The 17,830-nt window shown below is 61.4% G+C and carries 15 protein-coding genes; 8 read left to right on the top strand and 7 right to left on the bottom strand.

Annotation, left to right across the window (positions count from 1 at the left end; all coding sequences use genetic code 11):
- Positions 1–39 precede the first annotated feature (39 nt).
- Positions 40–444, bottom strand: coding sequence for a hypothetical protein (locus tag ACK1VC_RS23985; RefSeq protein ID WP_016484818.1), 405 nt, complete (start codon positions 442–444; stop codon positions 40–42).
- A 216-nt stretch (positions 445–660) separates the two neighbouring features.
- Between ACK1VC_RS23985 and ACK1VC_RS23980 the strand changes: the two genes are divergently transcribed.
- The 5 genes from ACK1VC_RS23980 to ACK1VC_RS23960 all read left to right on the top strand — a co-directional run bounded on the left by ACK1VC_RS23980 (position 661) and on the right by ACK1VC_RS23960 (position 8,504).
- Positions 661–4,491 (top strand): sensor domain-containing protein, encoded by a 3,831-nt coding sequence (locus tag ACK1VC_RS23980; protein WP_016484817.1) that lies wholly within the window; start codon positions 661–663, stop codon positions 4,489–4,491.
- A 284-nt stretch (positions 4,492–4,775) separates the two neighbouring features.
- A complete protein-coding gene (gene glyA, locus ACK1VC_RS23975) occupies positions 4,776–6,029 on the top strand; it encodes a serine hydroxymethyltransferase (protein WP_012270418.1) in 1,254 nt (417 codons plus the stop codon).
- A gap of 136 nt (positions 6,030–6,165) precedes the next feature.
- Positions 6,166–6,759 carry a hypothetical protein gene (locus tag ACK1VC_RS23970; RefSeq protein ID WP_191087248.1) on the top strand — a complete coding sequence of 198 codons (594 nt, stop codon included), beginning with the start codon at positions 6,166–6,168 and terminating at the stop codon, positions 6,757–6,759.
- Positions 6,760–6,879: 120 nt separating this feature from the next.
- On the top strand, positions 6,880–7,446 hold the full coding sequence (locus ACK1VC_RS23965) for a hypothetical protein (RefSeq protein ID WP_449118056.1): 567 nt from the start codon (positions 6,880–6,882) through the stop codon (positions 7,444–7,446).
- Between the two features lie 101 nt (positions 7,447–7,547).
- The gene (locus ACK1VC_RS23960) at positions 7,548–8,504 is read left to right on the top strand and encodes an arsenic resistance protein (RefSeq protein WP_016484814.1); all 957 of its coding nucleotides are present in this window, start codon (positions 7,548–7,550) and stop codon (positions 8,502–8,504) included.
- 5 nt (positions 8,505–8,509) lie between these two features.
- Here the strand turns inward: ACK1VC_RS23960 and ACK1VC_RS23955 are convergent, their stop codons facing one another.
- Together ACK1VC_RS23955 and ACK1VC_RS23950 are read right to left on the bottom strand one after the other, a co-directional pair.
- Positions 8,510–10,483 (bottom strand): BCCT family transporter, encoded by a 1,974-nt coding sequence (locus tag ACK1VC_RS23955; protein ID WP_449118055.1) that lies wholly within the window; start codon positions 10,481–10,483, stop codon positions 8,510–8,512.
- Positions 10,484–10,647: 164 nt separating this feature from the next.
- Positions 10,648–11,532 (bottom strand): homocysteine S-methyltransferase family protein, encoded by an 885-nt coding sequence (locus ACK1VC_RS23950; protein ID WP_191087839.1) that lies wholly within the window; start codon positions 11,530–11,532, stop codon positions 10,648–10,650.
- A 118-nt stretch (positions 11,533–11,650) separates the two neighbouring features.
- Between ACK1VC_RS23950 and ACK1VC_RS23945 the strand changes: the two genes are divergently transcribed.
- Both ACK1VC_RS23945 and ACK1VC_RS23940 read left to right on the top strand, forming a co-directional pair.
- Positions 11,651–12,472 (top strand): ABC transporter substrate-binding protein, encoded by an 822-nt coding sequence (locus ACK1VC_RS23945; protein ID WP_023047457.1) that lies wholly within the window; start codon positions 11,651–11,653, stop codon positions 12,470–12,472.
- Positions 12,469–13,290 (top strand): amino acid ABC transporter permease, encoded by an 822-nt coding sequence (locus ACK1VC_RS23940; protein ID WP_095115885.1) that lies wholly within the window; start codon positions 12,469–12,471, stop codon positions 13,288–13,290. Before ACK1VC_RS23945 ends, ACK1VC_RS23940 begins: the two co-directional genes overlap by 4 nt.
- Positions 13,291–13,341: 51 nt before the next feature.
- Here the strand turns inward: ACK1VC_RS23940 and ACK1VC_RS23935 are convergent, their stop codons facing one another.
- Positions 13,342–14,271 (bottom strand): malate dehydrogenase, encoded by a 930-nt coding sequence (locus ACK1VC_RS23935; protein ID WP_031311834.1) that lies wholly within the window; start codon positions 14,269–14,271, stop codon positions 13,342–13,344.
- Positions 14,272–14,506: 235 nt separating this feature from the next.
- Here ACK1VC_RS23935 and ACK1VC_RS23930 point away from each other — a divergent pair, with 235 nt between their 5' ends.
- Entirely contained in the window at positions 14,507–15,100 is a 594-nt protein-coding gene (locus tag ACK1VC_RS23930; RefSeq protein ID WP_191087246.1) for a hypothetical protein, read from the top strand.
- Positions 15,101–15,642: 542 nt separating this feature from the next.
- Here the strand turns inward: ACK1VC_RS23930 and ACK1VC_RS23925 are convergent.
- From ACK1VC_RS23925 to ACK1VC_RS23915, 3 genes are all read right to left on the bottom strand, one after another.
- Complete coding sequence (locus ACK1VC_RS23925; RefSeq protein ID WP_024717660.1) at positions 15,643–15,870, bottom strand: hypothetical protein; 228 nt, start codon at positions 15,868–15,870, stop codon at positions 15,643–15,645.
- 609 nt (positions 15,871–16,479) lie between these two features.
- The gene (locus ACK1VC_RS23920; RefSeq protein WP_191087245.1) at positions 16,480–16,950 is read right to left on the bottom strand and encodes a helix-turn-helix domain-containing protein; all 471 of its coding nucleotides are present in this window, start codon (positions 16,948–16,950) and stop codon (positions 16,480–16,482) included.
- 427 nt (positions 16,951–17,377) lie between these two features.
- A complete protein-coding gene (locus tag ACK1VC_RS23915) occupies positions 17,378–17,623 on the bottom strand; it encodes a hypothetical protein (RefSeq protein ID WP_146018924.1) in 246 nt (81 codons plus the stop codon).
- Between the last annotated feature and the right edge of the window lie 207 nt (positions 17,624–17,830).

Genomic DNA, 17,830 nt, shown 5'->3' with positions numbered 1-17,830 from the left:
ATTTACCCGCGAAGAGGCCGGCACAGCAGCCGAGATGGCTCAGACGTGGCGCTGTTTGGCCTTGCCCCGCGGCAACCGGCAACGGTCGCCCTGCTCGGCCAGGCGCGCGGCCCAGGCGGACTTCACGCTGAAGCCGCCGCTGCGGGCAGGTTGCTGCTCGGCCACATGAGCCGGCCTGGCAGCCGCAGGCGCAGTGCCGACCACCTTGGCAGCAGCCTTGGCCGTAGCCACTGCCGGCGCTGGCGCTGCTGCCGCTTTGGCGGTCTTGCGCAGTTCAGCCAGCGATGGCGCTTTGCTCTTGGCGCTGGCGCCAGCGTCAGGTTTGACCAGCGAGCGCTGGCAAGACTTGCAGGATACGTCCTCGGTCACGGCAGTGCTGACAAGGGTCTGACTGCTGCGCCCGCAGGCGGAATCGAGGCCATTGGAGGAAAAGTGAGTAACCAAAACCGAACATCTCCGATGCGTTGTCATGTGAAGCGGCGGCTATTCTCGCACAGGTTGCAGGGGCTTGCCGAACCACCGGGCAGGCACCATCGGTCAACATGGCTGGCACTTTGCCATAATCCTAGGCATGCTAGCCGGTTTCGGGTGTCCGGCTTATAGTGCGCCACCGTGCATGATCCTTCCCTGCCATCGCCAGCCCAATCGCAGGATCAACGCTTGACCAACCTTACTCATCCGTCGACATTGCGTACCGCGCCACAGGCGCCCGCCGCTACCCTGCGCGGGTCGGTCAAGGGTGCGCTGGCGATGCTTGCCCTGATCCTGCTGGGCCTGCTGCTGTGGCAGCTTTTCGCCCAGTTCAACCACACCCAGGCCGACCTGCGCAAACAAAGCCTGGATGCCACTGCAGAACTGGCCGACCACCTGAGCCTGAACATGGCGTTCAAGGCGCAGCAGGCGGTGAATGTGCTGCAGCCTTACGTAAATGCGCCGCAGCCTGCCGCCCTGCCGAGCCTTCTGCATACCCTGCGCGAGCGCCTGCCTGCGCTGCAGAGCGTGGCCTGGCTGGACAACGCAGGGCAACTGCGCGCCGACAGCCTGCCCGGCAGCCCCGACCGCCAGTTGCTCGGCGAGTTGCTCACGCTGAACCTGGGCCGCCCGTACTTCTTCACCAATTCAGCCGACAACCGTACCCTCTATCTGCTGCTGCGCCAGTCCCCCGAGCAGGACCGTGGCTACTGGCTGCTGCGCCTGTCGCCAGACTATTACAGCACCCTCACCACCCACCTTGATGGCGCCGGCCACCCCCTGTGGCTGCTGGAAAACAGCCGCAGCGGCGAGGTACTGCAGCGCCACGCGCCAACCGACACCGGCAGCGAGCCGCTGCAGAGCGTGATGCTGGCCTTTATAGACAACAGCACCTGGCAACTGCGCGGCCTGTTCGACGCGCAACTGACCCAGCAGAAACTGCTGCCTGCACTGATCGGCAAGTGTCTGCTGGTGCTGTTCTGCGCCCTGCTGCCGGTGCTGGCCCTGATCAATATGCGCCGCCGCCAGCGCGCGCTGCAGGAGGACCGCCGGCGTTACCAGGAAATTTTCGAAGGCACCGGCGTGGCCTTGTGTGTGCTCGATCTGTCCAGCCTGCCTGGCCAGCTCGACCGCTACCACCTGCGCAACCGCGCCGCGCTCAAGCACAGCCTGGCGCTGGACCCAAACCTGCGTCGCTCGCTGCTGCTGGAACTGAAAATCACCGAGGTCAACCAGGTCGCGCGCCAGCTGCTGAACATCGACTGCCACGCAGGAGCCTGGCAGCGGCTGATCGACGGCACTGGCGATGGCCGCGACAGCATCGGCATGCAACTGATCGACGCGCTGATCGAACAACGCCCGCTGCTGGAGCTGGAAGTACGCCTGCCGGCGCCGCTGGGCGGCGAGTTGCATCTGTGGCTGATGGCACGCCTGCCGCAGCAGCGCCGCGACTACCAGGCAGTCATTCTCAGCATCAGCGACATCACCAGCCGCAAGCAGGTGGAACTGTCGCTGCTGGAGCGTGAAAGCTTCTGGTCGGATGTGGTGCGCACCGTCCCCGACCAGTTGTACGTGCAGGACGTGCACAGCCAGCGGATGATCTTCAGCAATCGCCACCTTGGCCAGACCCTGGGTTACGACCGTACCGAGCTTGCGCAAATGGGCGACCGCTTCTGGGAGTTGCTGCTGCATCCCGAAGACGCCGCGCACTATCAGGCCTTGCGCCAGCAACAGCGTGACAGCGGCCATGACCAACCGCTGCACTGCCAGTTGCGCTTCCGCCACCATGATGGCGGCTGGCGCTGCTATGACATCCGCGAGCAGGTGCTGACCCGTGATGCCGAAGGCCTGGTAACGCGCATCATCGGCGTGGGCAAGGACGTGACCGTGCAGATCGAGGCCAGCCAGTCGCTGCGCGACAGCGAACAGCGCTACCGGATGCTCGCCGAAAGCATCAGCGACGTGATCTTCTCCACCGACAGCCTGCTCAGGCTCAACTATGTCAGCCCTTCGGTGCAGAGCGTGCTGGGCTACCGGGCTGACTGGATTTTCGCCAACGGCTGGCAGTCGATCGTCGCCAACCCGGCCCAGCTCACCGGCATCTACAGCCTGATGGAACGCGTGAGCAAGGCCATGGGCGACCCGGTTCAACTGGCCCAGCTGCGCAGCCAGCTGCCGACCCAGCTGTTCGTGTTCGACTGCCTGCGCGGCGATGGTCGCAAGATCCCCATCGAACTGCGCCTGGTGCTGGTGTGGGACGATGACCAGCGCTTCGAAGGCGTGCTTGGGGTGGGCCGTGACATCAGCCAGCAACGGCGTGCCGAAAAAGACCTGCGCATGGCCGCAACGGTATTCGAGCATTCCACTTCGGCCATCCTCATCACCGACCCGGCCGGCTATATCGTGCAGGCCAACGAGGCGTTCAGCCGCGTCAGTGGTTATGCCGTCAGTGAAGTGCTCGACCAGTTACCGGGCATGCTCACCGTCGACGAACAGCAGGAAGGGCACCTGCGCTATGTGGTCAAGCAACTGCACCAGCGCGGCAGCTGGGAGGGCGAGGTGTGGCTCAAGCGCCGTGACGGCGACCACTACCCGGCATGGGTCGGCATTACTGCAGTACTGGACGACGAGGGCGACCTGGCCAGCTACGTGTGCTTCTTCACCGACATCAGCGAGCGCAAGGCCAGCGAACAGCGCATTCACCGCCTGGCCTACTACGACGCCCTCACCCACCTGCCCAACCGCACGCTGTTCCAGGACCGCCTGTACAACGCCCTGCAGCAGGCGGAGCGGCAGAAGGCCTGGGTGGTACTGATGTTCCTCGACCTGGACCGTTTCAAGCCGATCAACGACTCCCTCGGCCATGCCGCGGGCGATCGCATGCTCAAGGACATGGCCCTGCGCCTGCTGGCCTGCGTGGATGACGACGACACTGTGGCGCGCATGGGCGGCGACGAATTTACCCTGTTGCTGCAACCGCGCCCCAGCCGCGAGCTGGCACTGAACCGCGCCATCCACGTGGCCGAGAACATCCTCGGCAGCCTGGTGCGGCCATTCGTGCTGGAAAACCGCGAGTTCTTCGTCACTGCCAGTATCGGCATCGCCCTCAGCCCGCAGGATGGCAGCGAGCTGAGCCAGCTGATGAAAAACGCCGACACCGCCATGTACCACGCCAAGGAACGCGGCAAGAACAACTTCCAGTTCTACCAGGCCGAGATGAACGCCAGCGCCCTGGAGCGGCTGGAGCTGGAAAGCGACCTGCGCCACGCCATGGAGCAGAACGAATTCATCCTCTACTACCAGCCGCAGTTCAGTGGCGACGGCAAACGCCTGACCGGCGCCGAAGCACTGCTGCGCTGGCGCCACCCAACCCGTGGCCTGGTACCGCCGGGCGACTTTATCCCGGTGATCGAGGAACTGGGCCTGGTCGTGGACGTGGGCGACTGGGTCCTGCGCGAGGCCAGCCGCCAACTCAAGGCCTGGCACAAGGCCAAGGTGCGGGTGCCGAAAGTGTCGGTGAACATTTCGGCGCGGCAGTTCTCCGACGGCCAGCTGGGCACGCGGATTGCCAACATTCTTGAAGAAAGCGGCCTGCCGCCGGCCTGCCTGGAGCTGGAGCTGACCGAAAGCATTCTGATGCGCGAGGTGAGCGAGGCGCTGCAGATTCTTGCCAGCCTGAAAAACCTGGGCCTGAGCATTGCGGTGGACGACTTCGGCACCGGCTACTCATCGCTCAACTACCTCAAGCAGTTCCCCATCGACGTGCTCAAGATCGACCGCACCTTCGTCGACGGCCTGCCCGAGGGCGAGCAGGACGCGCAGATTGCCCGGGCAATCATCGCCATGGCCCACAGCCTCAACCTGGCGGTAATCGCCGAGGGCGTGGAAACCCACGAGCAGCTGGAGTTCCTGCGCGAACATGGCTGCGACGAAGTGCAGGGCTACCTGTTCGGCCGACCGATGCCGGCACACCAGTTCGAGGCGCAGTTCTCCAACGAAACGCTGTTCATGTTCCATTGATGCGGTACCTGCACTGGCCTCATCGCCGGCAAGCCAGCGCCCACAAGTGATGCATCAGCCTCAAGGCCAGCGCAAATCCTGTGGGGACCGGCTTGCCGGCGATGGGGCCATAAGCGCCCCAAAAAACGGACCTGAAAGTCAACTCGGACGCCCGCCCAGCCCAGACACGGCGCGGGATGCAACATGAGCCCCATTGGTCCGCGACTTGATGCCACTTCATATGCCAGCCGCGAATCAATCGGTTAGAATGCCCCCCCAAACTACCCCGATCCTTGAGGACCGCCATGTTCAGCCGTGATTTGACCATTGCCAAGTACGACGCCGAGCTCTTCGAAGCCATGCAGCAAGAAGCCCTGCGCCAGGAAGAGCATATCGAGCTGATCGCTTCGGAAAACTACACCAGCCCGGCAGTCATGGAAGCTCAGGGCTCGGTCCTGACCAACAAGTACGCCGAAGGCTACCCAGGCAAGCGTTACTACGGTGGTTGCGAGTACGTCGACATCGTCGAGCAACTGGCCATCGACCGTGCCAAGGAACTGTTCGGCGCCGATTACGCCAACGTCCAGCCGCACGCTGGTTCCCAGGCCAACGCAGCTGTCTACCTGGCCCTGCTGTCGGCCGGTGACACCATTCTGGGCATGAGCCTGGCCCACGGTGGCCACCTGACCCACGGTGCTTCGGTAAGCTCGTCGGGCAAGCTGTACAACGCCATCCAGTACGGCATCGACGGCAACGGGCTGATCGACTACGACGAAGTCGAGCGCCTGGCGGTCGAGCACAAGCCGAAAATGATCGTTGCCGGCTTCTCGGCCTACTCGCAGGTTCTGGACTTCGCCCGCTTCCGCGCCATCGCCGACAAGGTCGGTGCCTACCTGTTCGTCGACATGGCCCACGTTGCCGGCCTGGTTGCCGCTGGCGTGTACCCGAACCCTGTTCCGTTCGCCGACGTGGTCACCACCACCACCCACAAGACCCTGCGCGGTCCACGTGGCGGCCTGATCCTGGCCCGTGCCAACGCCGACATCGAGAAGAAGCTGAACTCGGCTGTATTCCCGGGCGCCCAAGGCGGCCCGCTGGAGCACGTGATCGCCGCCAAGGCCATCTGCTTCAAGGAAGCCCTGCAGCCTGAGTTCAAGGCTTACCAGCAACAGGTCGTGAAAAACGCCCAGGCCATGGCCAGCGTGTTCATCGAGCGTGGTTTCGACGTGGTGTCCGGTGGCACCCAGAACCACCTGTTCCTGCTGTCGCTGATCAAGCAGGAAATCTCCGGCAAGGACGCTGACGCCGCCTTGGGCAAAGCCTTCATCACCGTCAACAAGAACTCGGTACCGAACGACCCACGTTCGCCGTTCGTCACCTCGGGCCTGCGTTTCGGCACCCCAGCCGTCACCACCCGTGGTTTCAAGGAAGCCGAGTGCAAGGAACTGGCTGGCTGGATCTGCGACATCCTGGCTGACCTGAACAACGAAGCGGTGATCGACGCCGTACGTGAGAAGGTCAAGGCCATCTGCAAGAAGCTGCCGGTATACGGCAACTGATTGGCATTAGCCTGATGTGAAAAGCCCGGCCTCTGTGCCGGGCTTTTTCATGTCTATCGGAAACAGGGCCAAATGGGCATCCCGCTGAGGCTGCCCTAGCCTGCGGTCTCCTTACTACGCCCACCTGGAGCCCGCAATGGCTGATCATCAAGCGCTGTCCTTCACCGCTACCTTGTTAGTCAACGGTCACCCCCTGACCATCCTGAGCGAAGCCACCGAAGGCACCATCAGGGTTGCCCACCCCGACACTAACCTGGGGTTGATGGACGTGACCCATGCACTGGGCGTGCTAAGCACACCCGATGACGCTTGGGACGATGCCCGAGAAGCAGGGCATGTCGATTTTCACGTCACAGGCGACGTGGCGCCCGTGCTGTTCTACTTCCGTCACACCCCTGAAGGCTACCGCCTGTACATCAGGGGCGGCGAGCATGACGGCCAAGGCGTGTTCAAAAGCAAATATGGCGTTGCCATGGTCAGCCCTATTGAGGGCAGCGACCCGACCCCGTGGCAGATGCGCAATCCCCACACCCAGCCCCCCCTCGACCTTGCAGGCATGGCTGTCGACTTTTCCATCATCAACCTGGCGTGCGCTGCGTCCGGGCAAAGCTTGGCCACCCATTTGATTGCCAATGGCGAAGGGGGCTATCTGATCACCCTGCGTTCCAAGCCTGCCACCAGCTTACGGCTGAACATTACCGAGCGCGGAGTGGACTGGGCGCGACGCTGAGTCGCTTGCCCCACATGCGCAAACAGTGCCGGGGCTTTCGCATCAGGGAACGATCACCCGCTGCGGCGGTGTGGGAGGCGACTCTTAAGATCGCCTCTTTCCACAGCAAGGGTCATCACCATGTATAGCCACCGGCAACAATCATTCATCGCCCAGCTCAGTGCCCCAGGTGCGCACCTGAACTTCCTGGATGTGCTGCTGGGGCAGCCAGCCAGAATCCTGCTCGCAGGTAGCGGTGGTGGTGTTTTCAGTGGCAGGTTCAGCGAGCGGGATGACTCGCACCTGTTAGGCCACCTGCCCGTTGAAAACGCGCCGCCCCCTCCGACGCTGTACTTTCGCCACTTCGAAGAAGGTTACTACTTGTATGTAAGAACGCCTGGCAACCATTTCGGCAAAGGCATCAGCCGAGGCAGGCATGGGGAAATCGGTGCCTACCCAACCCAAACTCTCGCCCCCGCCTGCTTCGAGCTGCTCGGCCCCAACGGCGCGCTGATACTCTCGGACATTCCTGTGAACACCTTCCATTGCGTGTTACGTGAGCGTGCCTCCGGTATGTGCCTGCATCGCCACAAGCGTTTCGACGCTGCGCACACCTATGTATTTGCCAAGCGCGATGAGAGGATGCGCCTGACCCTCAACATTCTGGAGCGTAACGCCGCATGGTTGAGCGACCCGGATGAGATATAGGTAGCTGGGGGGCCAAGGCCGCAAGAGCAATGATTCAGGCGAGCACCCAATGCCGCCAACGATTACCCTGTGCTCTTTAGCTATTGAGCACAGGCCTCCTCTTGACCAGAGAACAACTCGAAACCCATCAGACCCTGATCTACTTCGCCGCAGTGTTTGCCGCCATCGCCTTCGGCTTGCTGGCCAGTGACAGCGCCCGCCACCTGGAGGCACTGGTCACCCCCGCCATCGCCGTGCTGATGTACGCAATGTTCCTGCAGATCCCTTTTCTCGACCTGCGCCAGGGCCTGGGCAACCGCCGGTTCATCGCTGCCCTGCTGCTCGCCAACTTCATCCTGGTGCCGCTACTGGTCTGGGGCATCACCCGCGGGCTGGTCGAACACCCGGCGTTGCTCATCGGCGCCCTGCTGGTACTGCTCACACCCTGCATCGACTACGTGGTGGTGTTCACCCACATCGGCAAAGGCGACTCGCGCCTGACTTTGGCCGCCACCCCCGTGCTGCTGCTGGTGCAACTGGTGCTGCTGCCGGTGTATCTGGCATTGATGCTGGGCGACAGCAGCCAGGTGGCCATCTCCATCACCCCGTTCGTGGAAGCCTTCGTGCTACTGATCGTGATGCCAATGGCCCTTGCGGTGCTGACCAGCGCCGGTGCCCGCCACTCGCGTAAAGTCGCAACCTGGAATGACGCCTGGGCGTGGTTACCCGTACCGGCGATGGCCTTGGTACTGATGGTTGTGATCGCTTCGCAAATTGCCGTGGTGCTACGCGATTTCGACCGCTTGCTGCCGGTGATCCCGGTGTACATCGGTTTCATGCTGCTGGCGCCAGCGCTCGGGTTCGTTTCGGCCCGTCTGCTGCGCCTGCCAGCCACCGAGGCGCGTTCGGTGATGTTCAGCGCATCGACCCGCAATTCGCTGGTGGTGTTGCCGCTGGCACTGGCCTTGCCCGAGCATTTGCGCACCCTGGCAGCAGCTGCCGTGATCACGCAGACGTTGGTGGAGCTGGTGTGCGAGCTGGGTTACGTGCGGGCCATACCTCGCCTGACCCGCACGTAAGGGGCTCAACTGACCACGTGCAGGTAGTGCAGGTGGCGCTCGTACTGGTCCAGGATGTCGCCAATCACATCTTCGCGGCTCCAGCCCATCACGTCGTAGTCCTGCCCGCCCTCAAGCAGATACACCTCGGCGCGGAAATACTTGCGAGCATCGTTGTTATCGTCAGATTCGCGAAGGACGAAGCTGGGGGTATTGTACGCACGCGGCCGAACTTCATATTTGAAGCGGCCCTCGCCCGCGTGGGAAAGCTCGAGCGTGACCCGGCCATCGTCGCGTTCCTCAACCGTAACCTCGTAACCTTGCTTGCGCAGCTCCTGGGCCACTTCGTCGCAGGCGGGCTTGACCACATCATTGATAAAGCGGGTAACGTGGGCCCTGCGCGGCATCATGGCGATGTTGCGCAGGCGCCGTTGCCAGCCACCGTGATTCTGCCGGTGCTGGCGCTGGCCTGGCAGCGACTGGGTGCGCAGGCCACGACGGGTGGCATCCAGGCCCAAGGCCTTGAACAGGCCCCAGATCGCCACCAGCAGGATGACCGCGAATGGCAAGGCACTGGCGATGGTGGCTGCCTGCAGCGCTTTCAGGCCGTTGGCCAGCAACAAGGCAATGGCAACTGCGCCCATGGTCACCGACCAGAACACCCGCTGCCACAGCGGCGATTGGCCTTTGCCCGAGGAGGCAAGCATGTCTACCACCAGCGCCCCGGAGTCCGCGGAGATGACAAAGAACACCACCACCATCAGCACCGCCACTAACGATACCGTTGTCGACCACGGGAAGTGTTCGAGAAACGCGAATAACGCAAGCGAACTGTCCTGATCGACAACCGCCGCCAGCTCCCTCACGCCCCCGTGCAAGATCATGTGAATGGCGGTGTCGCCGAACACAGTCATCCACAGCAGGGTAAAACCTGCCGGTACGAACAACACGCCGCAGACGAATTCGCGAATGGTGCGACCACGGGAAATACCCGCGATAAACAGCCCTACGAAAGGCGACCAGGACAGCCACCAGCCCCAGTACAGCAGGGTCCAGCCACCGATCCAGTCGGTGGGTTCGTAGGCGAACAGGTTGAATGTCTTGTTGACGATATCGGACAGGTACGCGCCGGTGTTCTGAACATAGGCCTGCAGCAGGAACACGGTCGGGCCAACGACCAGCACGAACAGCATCAATATCACTGCCAGGCCAAGGTTGAGCTCGGAGAGAATGCGAATGCCTTTATCCAGCCCGCTGGCCACCGACAGCGTGGCAAGGGCACAGGTGGCGGCGATGAGAACGACTTGCACAGTGGTGCTGACGGGCAAACCGAACAGCTGGTGCAGGCCGCTGTTGATCTGCAGCACGCCGTAGCCAAGCGAAGTGGCCACGCCAAATACCGTCCCCAGAATGGCAAAGATATCCACAGCATGCCCGATCGGGCCGTAGATGCGCTCGCCAATCAAAGGATACAGCGCCGAACGCAGCGTCAATGGCAGCCCGTTGCGGAAACTGAAGTAAGCCAGGATCAGCGCGACGATGGCGTAGATGGCCCAGGCATGCAGGCCCCAGTGGAAGAACGTGATGTTCATGGCTTCACGTGCTGCCGCGATGGTATTTGGCTCACCGACCGGGGGGTTGATGAAATGCATCACAGGCTCGGCTACGCCGAAGAACATCAGGCCGATACCCATGCCTGCCGAGAACAGCATGGCGAACCAGCTCTTGTTGGGGTAGTCCGGCTCGCTGTGGTCCGGGCCCAGCTTGATATCGCCGTAGCGGCTGACCGCCAGGAACACCACGCTGATCAGTACCAATGCCACGGTAAGGATGTAGAACCAGCTGGCGTTGGTGATGATCCATTGCTGCACGTCTTCGAACACACGCTGAGCGTGCTCCTGGAAAACCGTGGCGTACAGCACCAACAGCAGCACCAGAATGGCACTGGTAAAGAAAACGGGAGGGTTGATGGTGCTCCTGCGTTTTTGCTCTGCATTCATAGGCAGTATGACTCCTGGTGTTCAGCGCTGCGCATCAGGTGAGAGCGGTCAAGACTCGACCACCCTCGCCGCGTGGTGAATGAGAGATGCCCAAACCTTAGCGTCAGTTCAGGCATTTCCCAAAAATTACCGCTGCGCTTTCCTGCCAGACCCGCGCTGAAACATCAGCCCAGGTTACGTTTGAGCTCGGCAATGTGCTCCGGGCCGATACCACAGCAGCCGCCTACCAGACTGGCGCCGCGCTCACGCCAGTCGGTAGCCCAGGCCAGGTAACCAGGTGGATCGAGGTCTTCGCGCAGCTCATCCAGGCCATCGTTGGCGGTGGCTTCCTTGGGCTGTGGCGGGAAGGCGTTGGCATAGGCACCGATTGCGATGTCGGCGTTGTGCTGCTGGGTGAGCTCGCGGGCGACATCGATTGCAGCACCAATCACTTCCGGCTGGCTGCAGTTGAACAGCACCGCCGCAGCCCCCAGGCCGATCACGGCCTCGATGGCATCGGCTACCGGCTCGCCGGAGCGCAGCCGAGGCACAGCGTCCACCTCTTCATCCTGCAAGGTGAACGACACCCAGAACGGCCGGCCGTCTTCAGGCAGGTGCTGATGAATGGCCCGCACCTCGGCAATCGAGCTTTGGGTTTCTGCCAGCCACAAGTCCACATGAGGGGCCAGGCCTTGGAGCAGGGGGAGCAATACCTCGGCCACGCGCTCAGGCTGGAACAGGTCCGGGCGGTAAGAACCGAAAAGCGGTGGCAAGGAACCTGCCAGCCTTACCGGGTGCGCGCCGGTATCGGCCGCATGCCGCGCGAGCTGGCCGGCGATATTGGCCAGTTGCTGCCCTTCCTTGGCAAAGCGCTCCTCGCCGATGTGGAAGGGCACTACCGCATAACTGTTGCTGGTGATGACTTGTGCACCGGCGGCGATAAACGCTGCGTGCACGCCAACCACCGCCTCCGGCGCCTCGCTCAGCGCCAGTGCCGACCATTCGGGCTGGCGGAATGGCGCCCCACTGCGCTGCAGTTCACGGCCCATGCCGCCGTCGAGAATGACCATCGCTCGCTGTTTCATATAACTTCTCTGCAGGTTCTTATGAATAAAATTCATTAGTTCATGAACGTTTATAACTATTAAATACCCTATCACTCCTTTGCCCAACATATCAGGTATGTACATGCGATTTTCTACCGTGCTCGGTGCGGGCCTCGTGCTGCTCGCCACTGCTTCCCAGGCCTTTGCTGGCGCCACGCTGGAGCGGGTTGAATCGCGCAAGGAACTGGTCAACGTGCTGATGGAAAGCTACCCGCCGTTCTCCTTCCTCAACGACCAGAACCAGCTGGACGGTTTCGATGTGGACGTGGCCAAGGCCGTGGCTGACAAGCTGGGCGTCAAGCTGCGCCTGGAAACCCCGTCCTGGGACGTGATCGCCGCTGGCCGCTGGAGCGGCCGCTACGACATCTGCATCTGCTCGATGACCCCGAGCAAGGCCCGCGCCGAAGTGTTCGACTTCCCGGTGGAGTACTACGCCTCACCGGCGGTGATCGTGGTCAATGCCAAGGATGAGCGCATCCACGGCGCCAAGGACCTGGAGGGCCGCAAGGTGGGCCTGACCAGTGCATCGAGCTACGAGAGCTACCTGAACAAGAATCTGGTCATTGAAGGCGACGAAGACAAGAAACTCGAATACCCCTTCGACTTCGTGCAGATAGCGCCCTACGACACCGACAACGTCGCCTTCCAGGACCTGGGCCTGGGGGCTGGGGTGCGCCTGGATGCCATCCTCACCAACCTGGTGACCGCGCAGCCGCGCCTGAGCCAGGACAAGCGCTTCAAGCTGGCCGGCGCACCGCTGTATGAGGAGCCGAACTCGGTAGCCATCGAAAAAGGCGACCCTGAGTGGGACGCCAAGGTGCGCCAGGTATTTGCCGAGCTGAAGGCTGATGGCACCCTGGCCAAGCTGTCGCAAAAATGGATTGGCGCCGATATCAGCAAATGAGCAGCTTCCCCCCCTCCCCCAAGCCCGTGGTCAAGCCGGCGGGCGCCGGCCTGTTCAGCTTCCGTACCCGGTTACTGCTGACCTGGCTGGCGCTGTTCGGCCTGTTTGTGGCGTTTTTCCTCAGCTTTGACCTGAAGTTCGCGATCATCCTGGAGAAGTTTCCGAACCTCGCCGGCTTCAAGCTGGGGCCTAACGGCTTTCTCCAGGGCGCGGCGCTCACCTTGTTCCTGTGCCTGTGCTCAATGGTGGTCTCGGTGCTGCTGGGCTTTGCCGCCGCGCTGGCGCGGTTGTCGAACAGCGCCGTGCTGGTGGGTGTTGCCAGCTTCTACACCTCGTTCTTCCGCGGCACACCGCTGCTGATCCAGATCTTGCTGATCTACCTGGGCCTCCCGCAACTGGGCCTGGTACCGGGCGCCATCAGTGCCGGCATCATCGCGTTGTCGCTGAACTATGGGGCCTACCTGAGCGAGATCTTCCGTGCCGGTATCCTCGGGGTCGCGCGCGGGCAACGTGAAGCGGCGCTGGCCCTGGGCATGCGCACGCGGCAGATCTTCTGCCACGTCATCCTGCCCCAGGCCATGCGGGTGATCATTCCGCCCACGGCCAACCAGTTCATCTCGATGCTCAAGGACTCCTCGCTGATTTCGGTGATGGGCGTGTGGGAGGTCATGTTCCTTGCGCAATCCTACGGGCGGTCGAGCTATCGTTACCTGGAGATGCTGACCACGGCGGCGGTGATCTACTGGGTGCTGTCGATCCTGCTGGAGCTGGTGCAGGCACGGCTGGAGCGGCATTTCGGCAAGGCTTACCAGCGGTAGCGCCAGCGTTTGCCGCGCAGGGGCTGCCAGGCAGCCCCTCACGGCCATCGCTCAAAGCGTCTTCATCTCGGCAATATCCCGCGCCACCTGATCCGCAGAATGGTCGAACATCGCCTGTTCCTGCGCATCCAGTGGCAACTCGATCACCCGCGCCAGCCCTTGGTCTGACAATACACAGGGCACACCCATGGCAATATCCGTGCGCCCGTACTCGCCCTCCAGGATCGCCACAGCCGGCAAGATACGGTTTCGCCCATTGGCGATGGCATCCACCATCTGCGCAATGGCCACGCCCGGCGCATCGCAGGCGCTGCCCAGCTTCTTCAAGCCCAGAATCTCGCCGCCGCCCTTGCGCGTGCGCTCCACGATCCGCTCTATCTGGTCATCGGACAGGAAGTGCGACAGCGGCACCGAGCCGATCTGGCAGTAGCGCATCAGCGGCACCATGCTGTCGCCATGCCCGCCGAGCACCAGCGCCGTAATATCCCGAGCGGAAAACCCGGTCTGCTCGGCAATGAAGCACTTCATGCGCGCGGTATCCAGCACCCCTGCCTGGCCAAATACCTTGGCGCGCCCAAGGCCGCTGAGGCTCCAGGCGCGATAAGTCAGCACATCGACCGGGTTGGACACCACCAGCACCGTGGCTGTCGGCGCATGGTGTTGGATGTCGGCCATGATGCTATCGAGAATGGGCAGGTTGATACTCAGCACATCCTGGCGCGACTGCCCGGGCTTGCGCGGCACGCCTGCGGTAATCACCACCAGCTCGGAACCGTCGAGCATTTCGGCTTGGGCACCACCGTAGACCCGGGTATCGGAACCAGACTCCACAGCGGCCTGCCACACATCCAGCGCCTTGCCCTGCGCCAGCTCGCCCTGTACATCCATCAACACCAGTTCACGGCACAACTCATCCCGGGCGATGATCTGCGCCGCCGCCTCGCCGACCAGGCCGGCACCCACGATTGTTAGCTTGTTCACCTGACACCTCCCAGCGGCGCGCGCCACCAGGAACACGCCTGCGTATAAAGGGAAGTATTGACCGCTGAAGCGAAAAGACCACCCAAGGTGATGCCTGGCTTAATCCATGAAGCAGCGCCCCACACGATGCGCGAGTAGAGCCCGGCTCCCGCCGCTGCGCGGAACCAGTTCCGGATGGGTGTGCCATTCAGGTCAGCTTAGCCTGTCCGTCTTGCTCACCAACCGGAAACGCACCATGACCGATCACAAGAAACTTTCTTTCACCGCAACCCTGCAAATTGCCGGCTGCCCCCTGAATACCCTGGACAGCATGTGCACAGGGCCAATTATTCTCAGCAGTCCCATCAACAATTTGAAGCCTGTCATGGATGGCGGCCGTGCCATTGGCATGTTCAATTGCTCAGACGAAGACTGGCACCTAGGTAGGGACAGCGGGCTGATTACCTTTGACAGGGGTGCCAGTGCGCAATCGCTGGTGCTGTATTTCCGCCATTTTGATGGCGGCTATCGGCTTTACCTACGCAGCGGCGAGCATCTGGGCGAAGGCGTATTCACCAATGCCAATGGCGTGGTAGATGTCCAGCCCATAAAAGCCAGCGATCCTTCCCTATGGAAAATTGTCGATGCCCAAACCGGTCAACCTTTCGACCTGACGCAGTGCGAAAGCCCTGATTGTGATATCAAGCTTACAAGCGCCGACGGGCACCCAGTCGAATCTCATTACCTCTACCCGGTCGGCGCCTTCCTGGCTTGTTACCCCGCTGCACATCAAGGTGACCTGAGGTTGGTCATTCAGGAGCGGGAAGTCGACTGGCTCAATGCAGACTGATCTATACCTGCGCACCAAACACCGGGCGTACGAGCAACTGCCCTGCTCAACAGCTAGCCGGCGGCGCACTGCGCAGGAAGCGCCAAACAGCAAAGCCCCACCCTGACCAGCCGGGGCCTGACCACTCTGCTCCATGGCGGGCCTCCGATTGGACGGAGACGAAGCGGGATTGGCTGACATTGAAGTCGCTAATGACCGCACAAAAAAAGCGCCTGCGATGAAGACTGGGGGCTGATGCGCCTTTCGATTCCGACCGGCCAAGGTCGCGTCGCTGATTCGGCGACTGAGGGTCTTTATTGCTGGGTGGCTGTTTTCGCAAGTTTTCGAGGGTACGAATGTACTGCGTATTTCGTATAAAATTGCTCGCCACAAGCAACGCACACACTCCAGGCCATATGCGGTCCGTGTAGGAGCTGGCTTGCCTGCGATGGGCTGCGCAGCAGCCCCATACCCCGGCCTGGCAGGAATAACCCACCATCGGCCTCAACAGAAGGAGCCAGCTGCAACCCCCACATCTGGCCCCCACTCATCAACGACCTCCTCTAACCCTCCAACTCATGGCCGTTGCCCTCCATCACCTTCCCACACTGCTCACTGGCCAACCGGCTGATGATCCGAATCGCCTGATGGATACCGGCCGTGTTGCGAAAGCTCAATTGCGGGTTGTGTTCGCATTCCAGCATTTCATCGTGCTGGACCAGGGCCTCGCCTAGTAGCTCGAGGGTCCAGGCGTAGCTTTGGATGGTGGAGAGGCGTTCTTGGTCAGTCATGGCGTGCCTCCGGTTGGGCGGAGACGGAGCGGGATTGGCTGACGGTGAGGTAGCCGGGGACTGTCGAGGTACGACGGTGGAGAACGAATGCGAGGATCCTGGATGGACTTGAGATGAGCATGCATGCGGTCCTTTTCGATTGAAGCACCACGCTAACCGTCGCCAAACGATTAGGGTGGCAGCTGTACGCAGGTTGGCGAACCGAGGAAAAGGAACTCGGCAGACCCGAAGGTCTCCCACGCACAGCCGCCATTACACGAAACTGCGGACGCAAAAAAAGCGCCTGCAATCGTGGTCGGGGGCGCCGATGCGCCTTTTCGTTCGGGTCGCCAAACCCGGTCGCGGAATTGGCCGCGACTTGAGTACGGTATCGCTGCGGGGGTTGCAATGCAAGGTTCGGGGCTATGTGAATAGCCGCTCGAGATCGTAGGAAAAGTCAGAGAGAACGAGCTGGAAGATATTGCCCACCTCAAGCAACTGGCCTGCTCCCTTTGGCTTTGCTTTCGATGCCGTCATGGTTTGGAACTAGTGCGAGCAACCAGACTTAATGCCGCAATCGATCAGTTAGATGAAATTGGGATGAGACTTTATTTGCATCCCACATCAATCTCACTTTTCCTGACTGCTTTTCTGTGCCCGTGGCGATGGCGGTCTCGACACTGCCTTCTTCGCTTTGACCGCTGCAGGGCTTTTCCCTCTTTTCGGTCCGGCCACCACGTGGGAACCAGCCAGCGGCGCGGCCACAGCGATTGGCCCACCCGCCTGCAACTGGCCAGCATTGTTGCCGACGAGCGTTGCAGTGGGCTTGTCTTTGGCAGTCATCACCATACCCATCCGAACGCCAAATAGACGCAGCACGGCGTCCAAAGTGCTGAGCTTCGGATTCGACTTCCCGCTTTCCAGTTCGTACAGGCTTTTCGTGGACATCTTGCACATGGCCGCGAAGGTCTCTTGGTCAAGCCCGGTGACTTCGAGCCGCAGACGGCGGATGGATGCCCCAATGGGATCGAGCCCCGCCGCGTTGCGCTTGACGATATCCTCTACGAGTTGGGCGCGCTCTTCAGGCTGTAGTTTTTTCATCGCAGTCCCCACTCCACGAGTCGCTTATCCAGATTATTCACGGCGTACTCAAGAAATTCGTTCGTCCTGTCCACGACCTCAGCTTGCGCGAAAGCCTAGTTCCGACTTGGCTGAAGGCCTGCCAACGACTCCTTGATGCGCAGATGCCCAATAGGGGCCGGGGTGAAGCGTTCTAGAAGATACAGAAACCGGCATTACTTTGCTGATTATCAGCTTCAGAACGGGTAAAACCGGCACCACACTGCCGATTATGGGTTCACAGCGCGCAGAAAAGTGCTTATAGGACCATGTTTAGTTGCGTTGGGTCAGGTGGTGGATGGCACGGGCTTCGCCCGTGTTCGCGGTACAAGCCCGCTCTCACAGTGATTGTGCAGGCCTTTGGAGTCTGGACAATACAATTGCTACACAGTATGAGTCGTGCAAGCTTTTAGATCTTGAGCAAGGCAGTTGCTCGAGGGAAGCCGACAATCAGCTGTTCAAGATCAGCATGGGCTCGTAACCAGGCTTTCCATACTGATCTGGTATTGGTATTGGGTGGATCAAGCTCAGCCTGAGCGATCGATTGCGCTGAAGCCCGCTCAGGCTTCGCTGTCGAGGCCGGAATACCAAAGGCAAAACGCGCCAGACAGAAACCACAAAGCCCGCGCCAGGCGGGCTTTGTGGTGCGTTTCATAGACAGTCATAGACTGCTGGAAACGGTCTACTGGTGCGGAGACAGGAGTCGTAGCAACACGAAAGGGCCTGAATTCAATGGCTATTATTCTTAAGCGTACAACTCTTTATCTCTAAAATTATCCCCAGCCTATTTTCAGGATCCCGACCACTGCGAAATGGCATGACAGGATGATGGAGGACGGCTAGGCAACGCGCTGACTGCGCT

This window comes from Pseudomonas sp. XP2 (assembly GCF_053557975.1).
This window is presented reverse-complemented; position numbering and strand designations above follow the sequence as displayed.

Excerpts from the sequence above, each read along its gene's own strand:
- ACK1VC_RS23945 (WP_023047457.1), top strand. The coding sequence starts at position 11,651 with ATGCGATTTTCTACCGTGCTCGGTGCGGGCCTCGTGCTGCTCGCCACT.
- ACK1VC_RS23965 (WP_449118056.1), top strand. The coding sequence starts at position 6,880 with ATGTATAGCCACCGGCAACAATCATTCATCGCCCAGCTCAGTGCCCCA.
- glyA (WP_012270418.1), top strand. The coding sequence starts at position 4,776 with ATGTTCAGCCGTGATTTGACCATTGCCAAGTACGACGCCGAGCTCTTC.
- ACK1VC_RS23970 (WP_191087248.1), top strand. The coding sequence starts at position 6,166 with ATGGCTGATCATCAAGCGCTGTCCTTCACCGCTACCTTGTTAGTCAAC.
- ACK1VC_RS23915 (WP_146018924.1), bottom strand. The coding sequence starts at position 17,623 with ATGAAACGCACCACAAAGCCCGCCTGGCGCGGGCTTTGTGGTTTCTGT.
- ACK1VC_RS23940 (WP_095115885.1), top strand. The coding sequence starts at position 12,469 with ATGAGCAGCTTCCCCCCCTCCCCCAAGCCCGTGGTCAAGCCGGCGGGC.
- ACK1VC_RS23930 (WP_191087246.1), top strand. The coding sequence starts at position 14,507 with ATGACCGATCACAAGAAACTTTCTTTCACCGCAACCCTGCAAATTGCC.
- ACK1VC_RS23925 (WP_024717660.1), bottom strand. The coding sequence starts at position 15,870 with ATGACTGACCAAGAACGCCTCTCCACCATCCAAAGCTACGCCTGGACC.
- ACK1VC_RS23920 (WP_191087245.1), bottom strand. The coding sequence starts at position 16,950 with ATGAAAAAACTACAGCCTGAAGAGCGCGCCCAACTCGTAGAGGATATC.
- ACK1VC_RS23950 (WP_191087839.1), bottom strand. The coding sequence starts at position 11,532 with ATGGTCATTCTCGACGGCGGCATGGGCCGTGAACTGCAGCGCAGTGGG.
- ACK1VC_RS23955 (WP_449118055.1), bottom strand. The coding sequence starts at position 10,483 with ATGAATGCAGAGCAAAAACGCAGGAGCACCATCAACCCTCCCGTTTTC.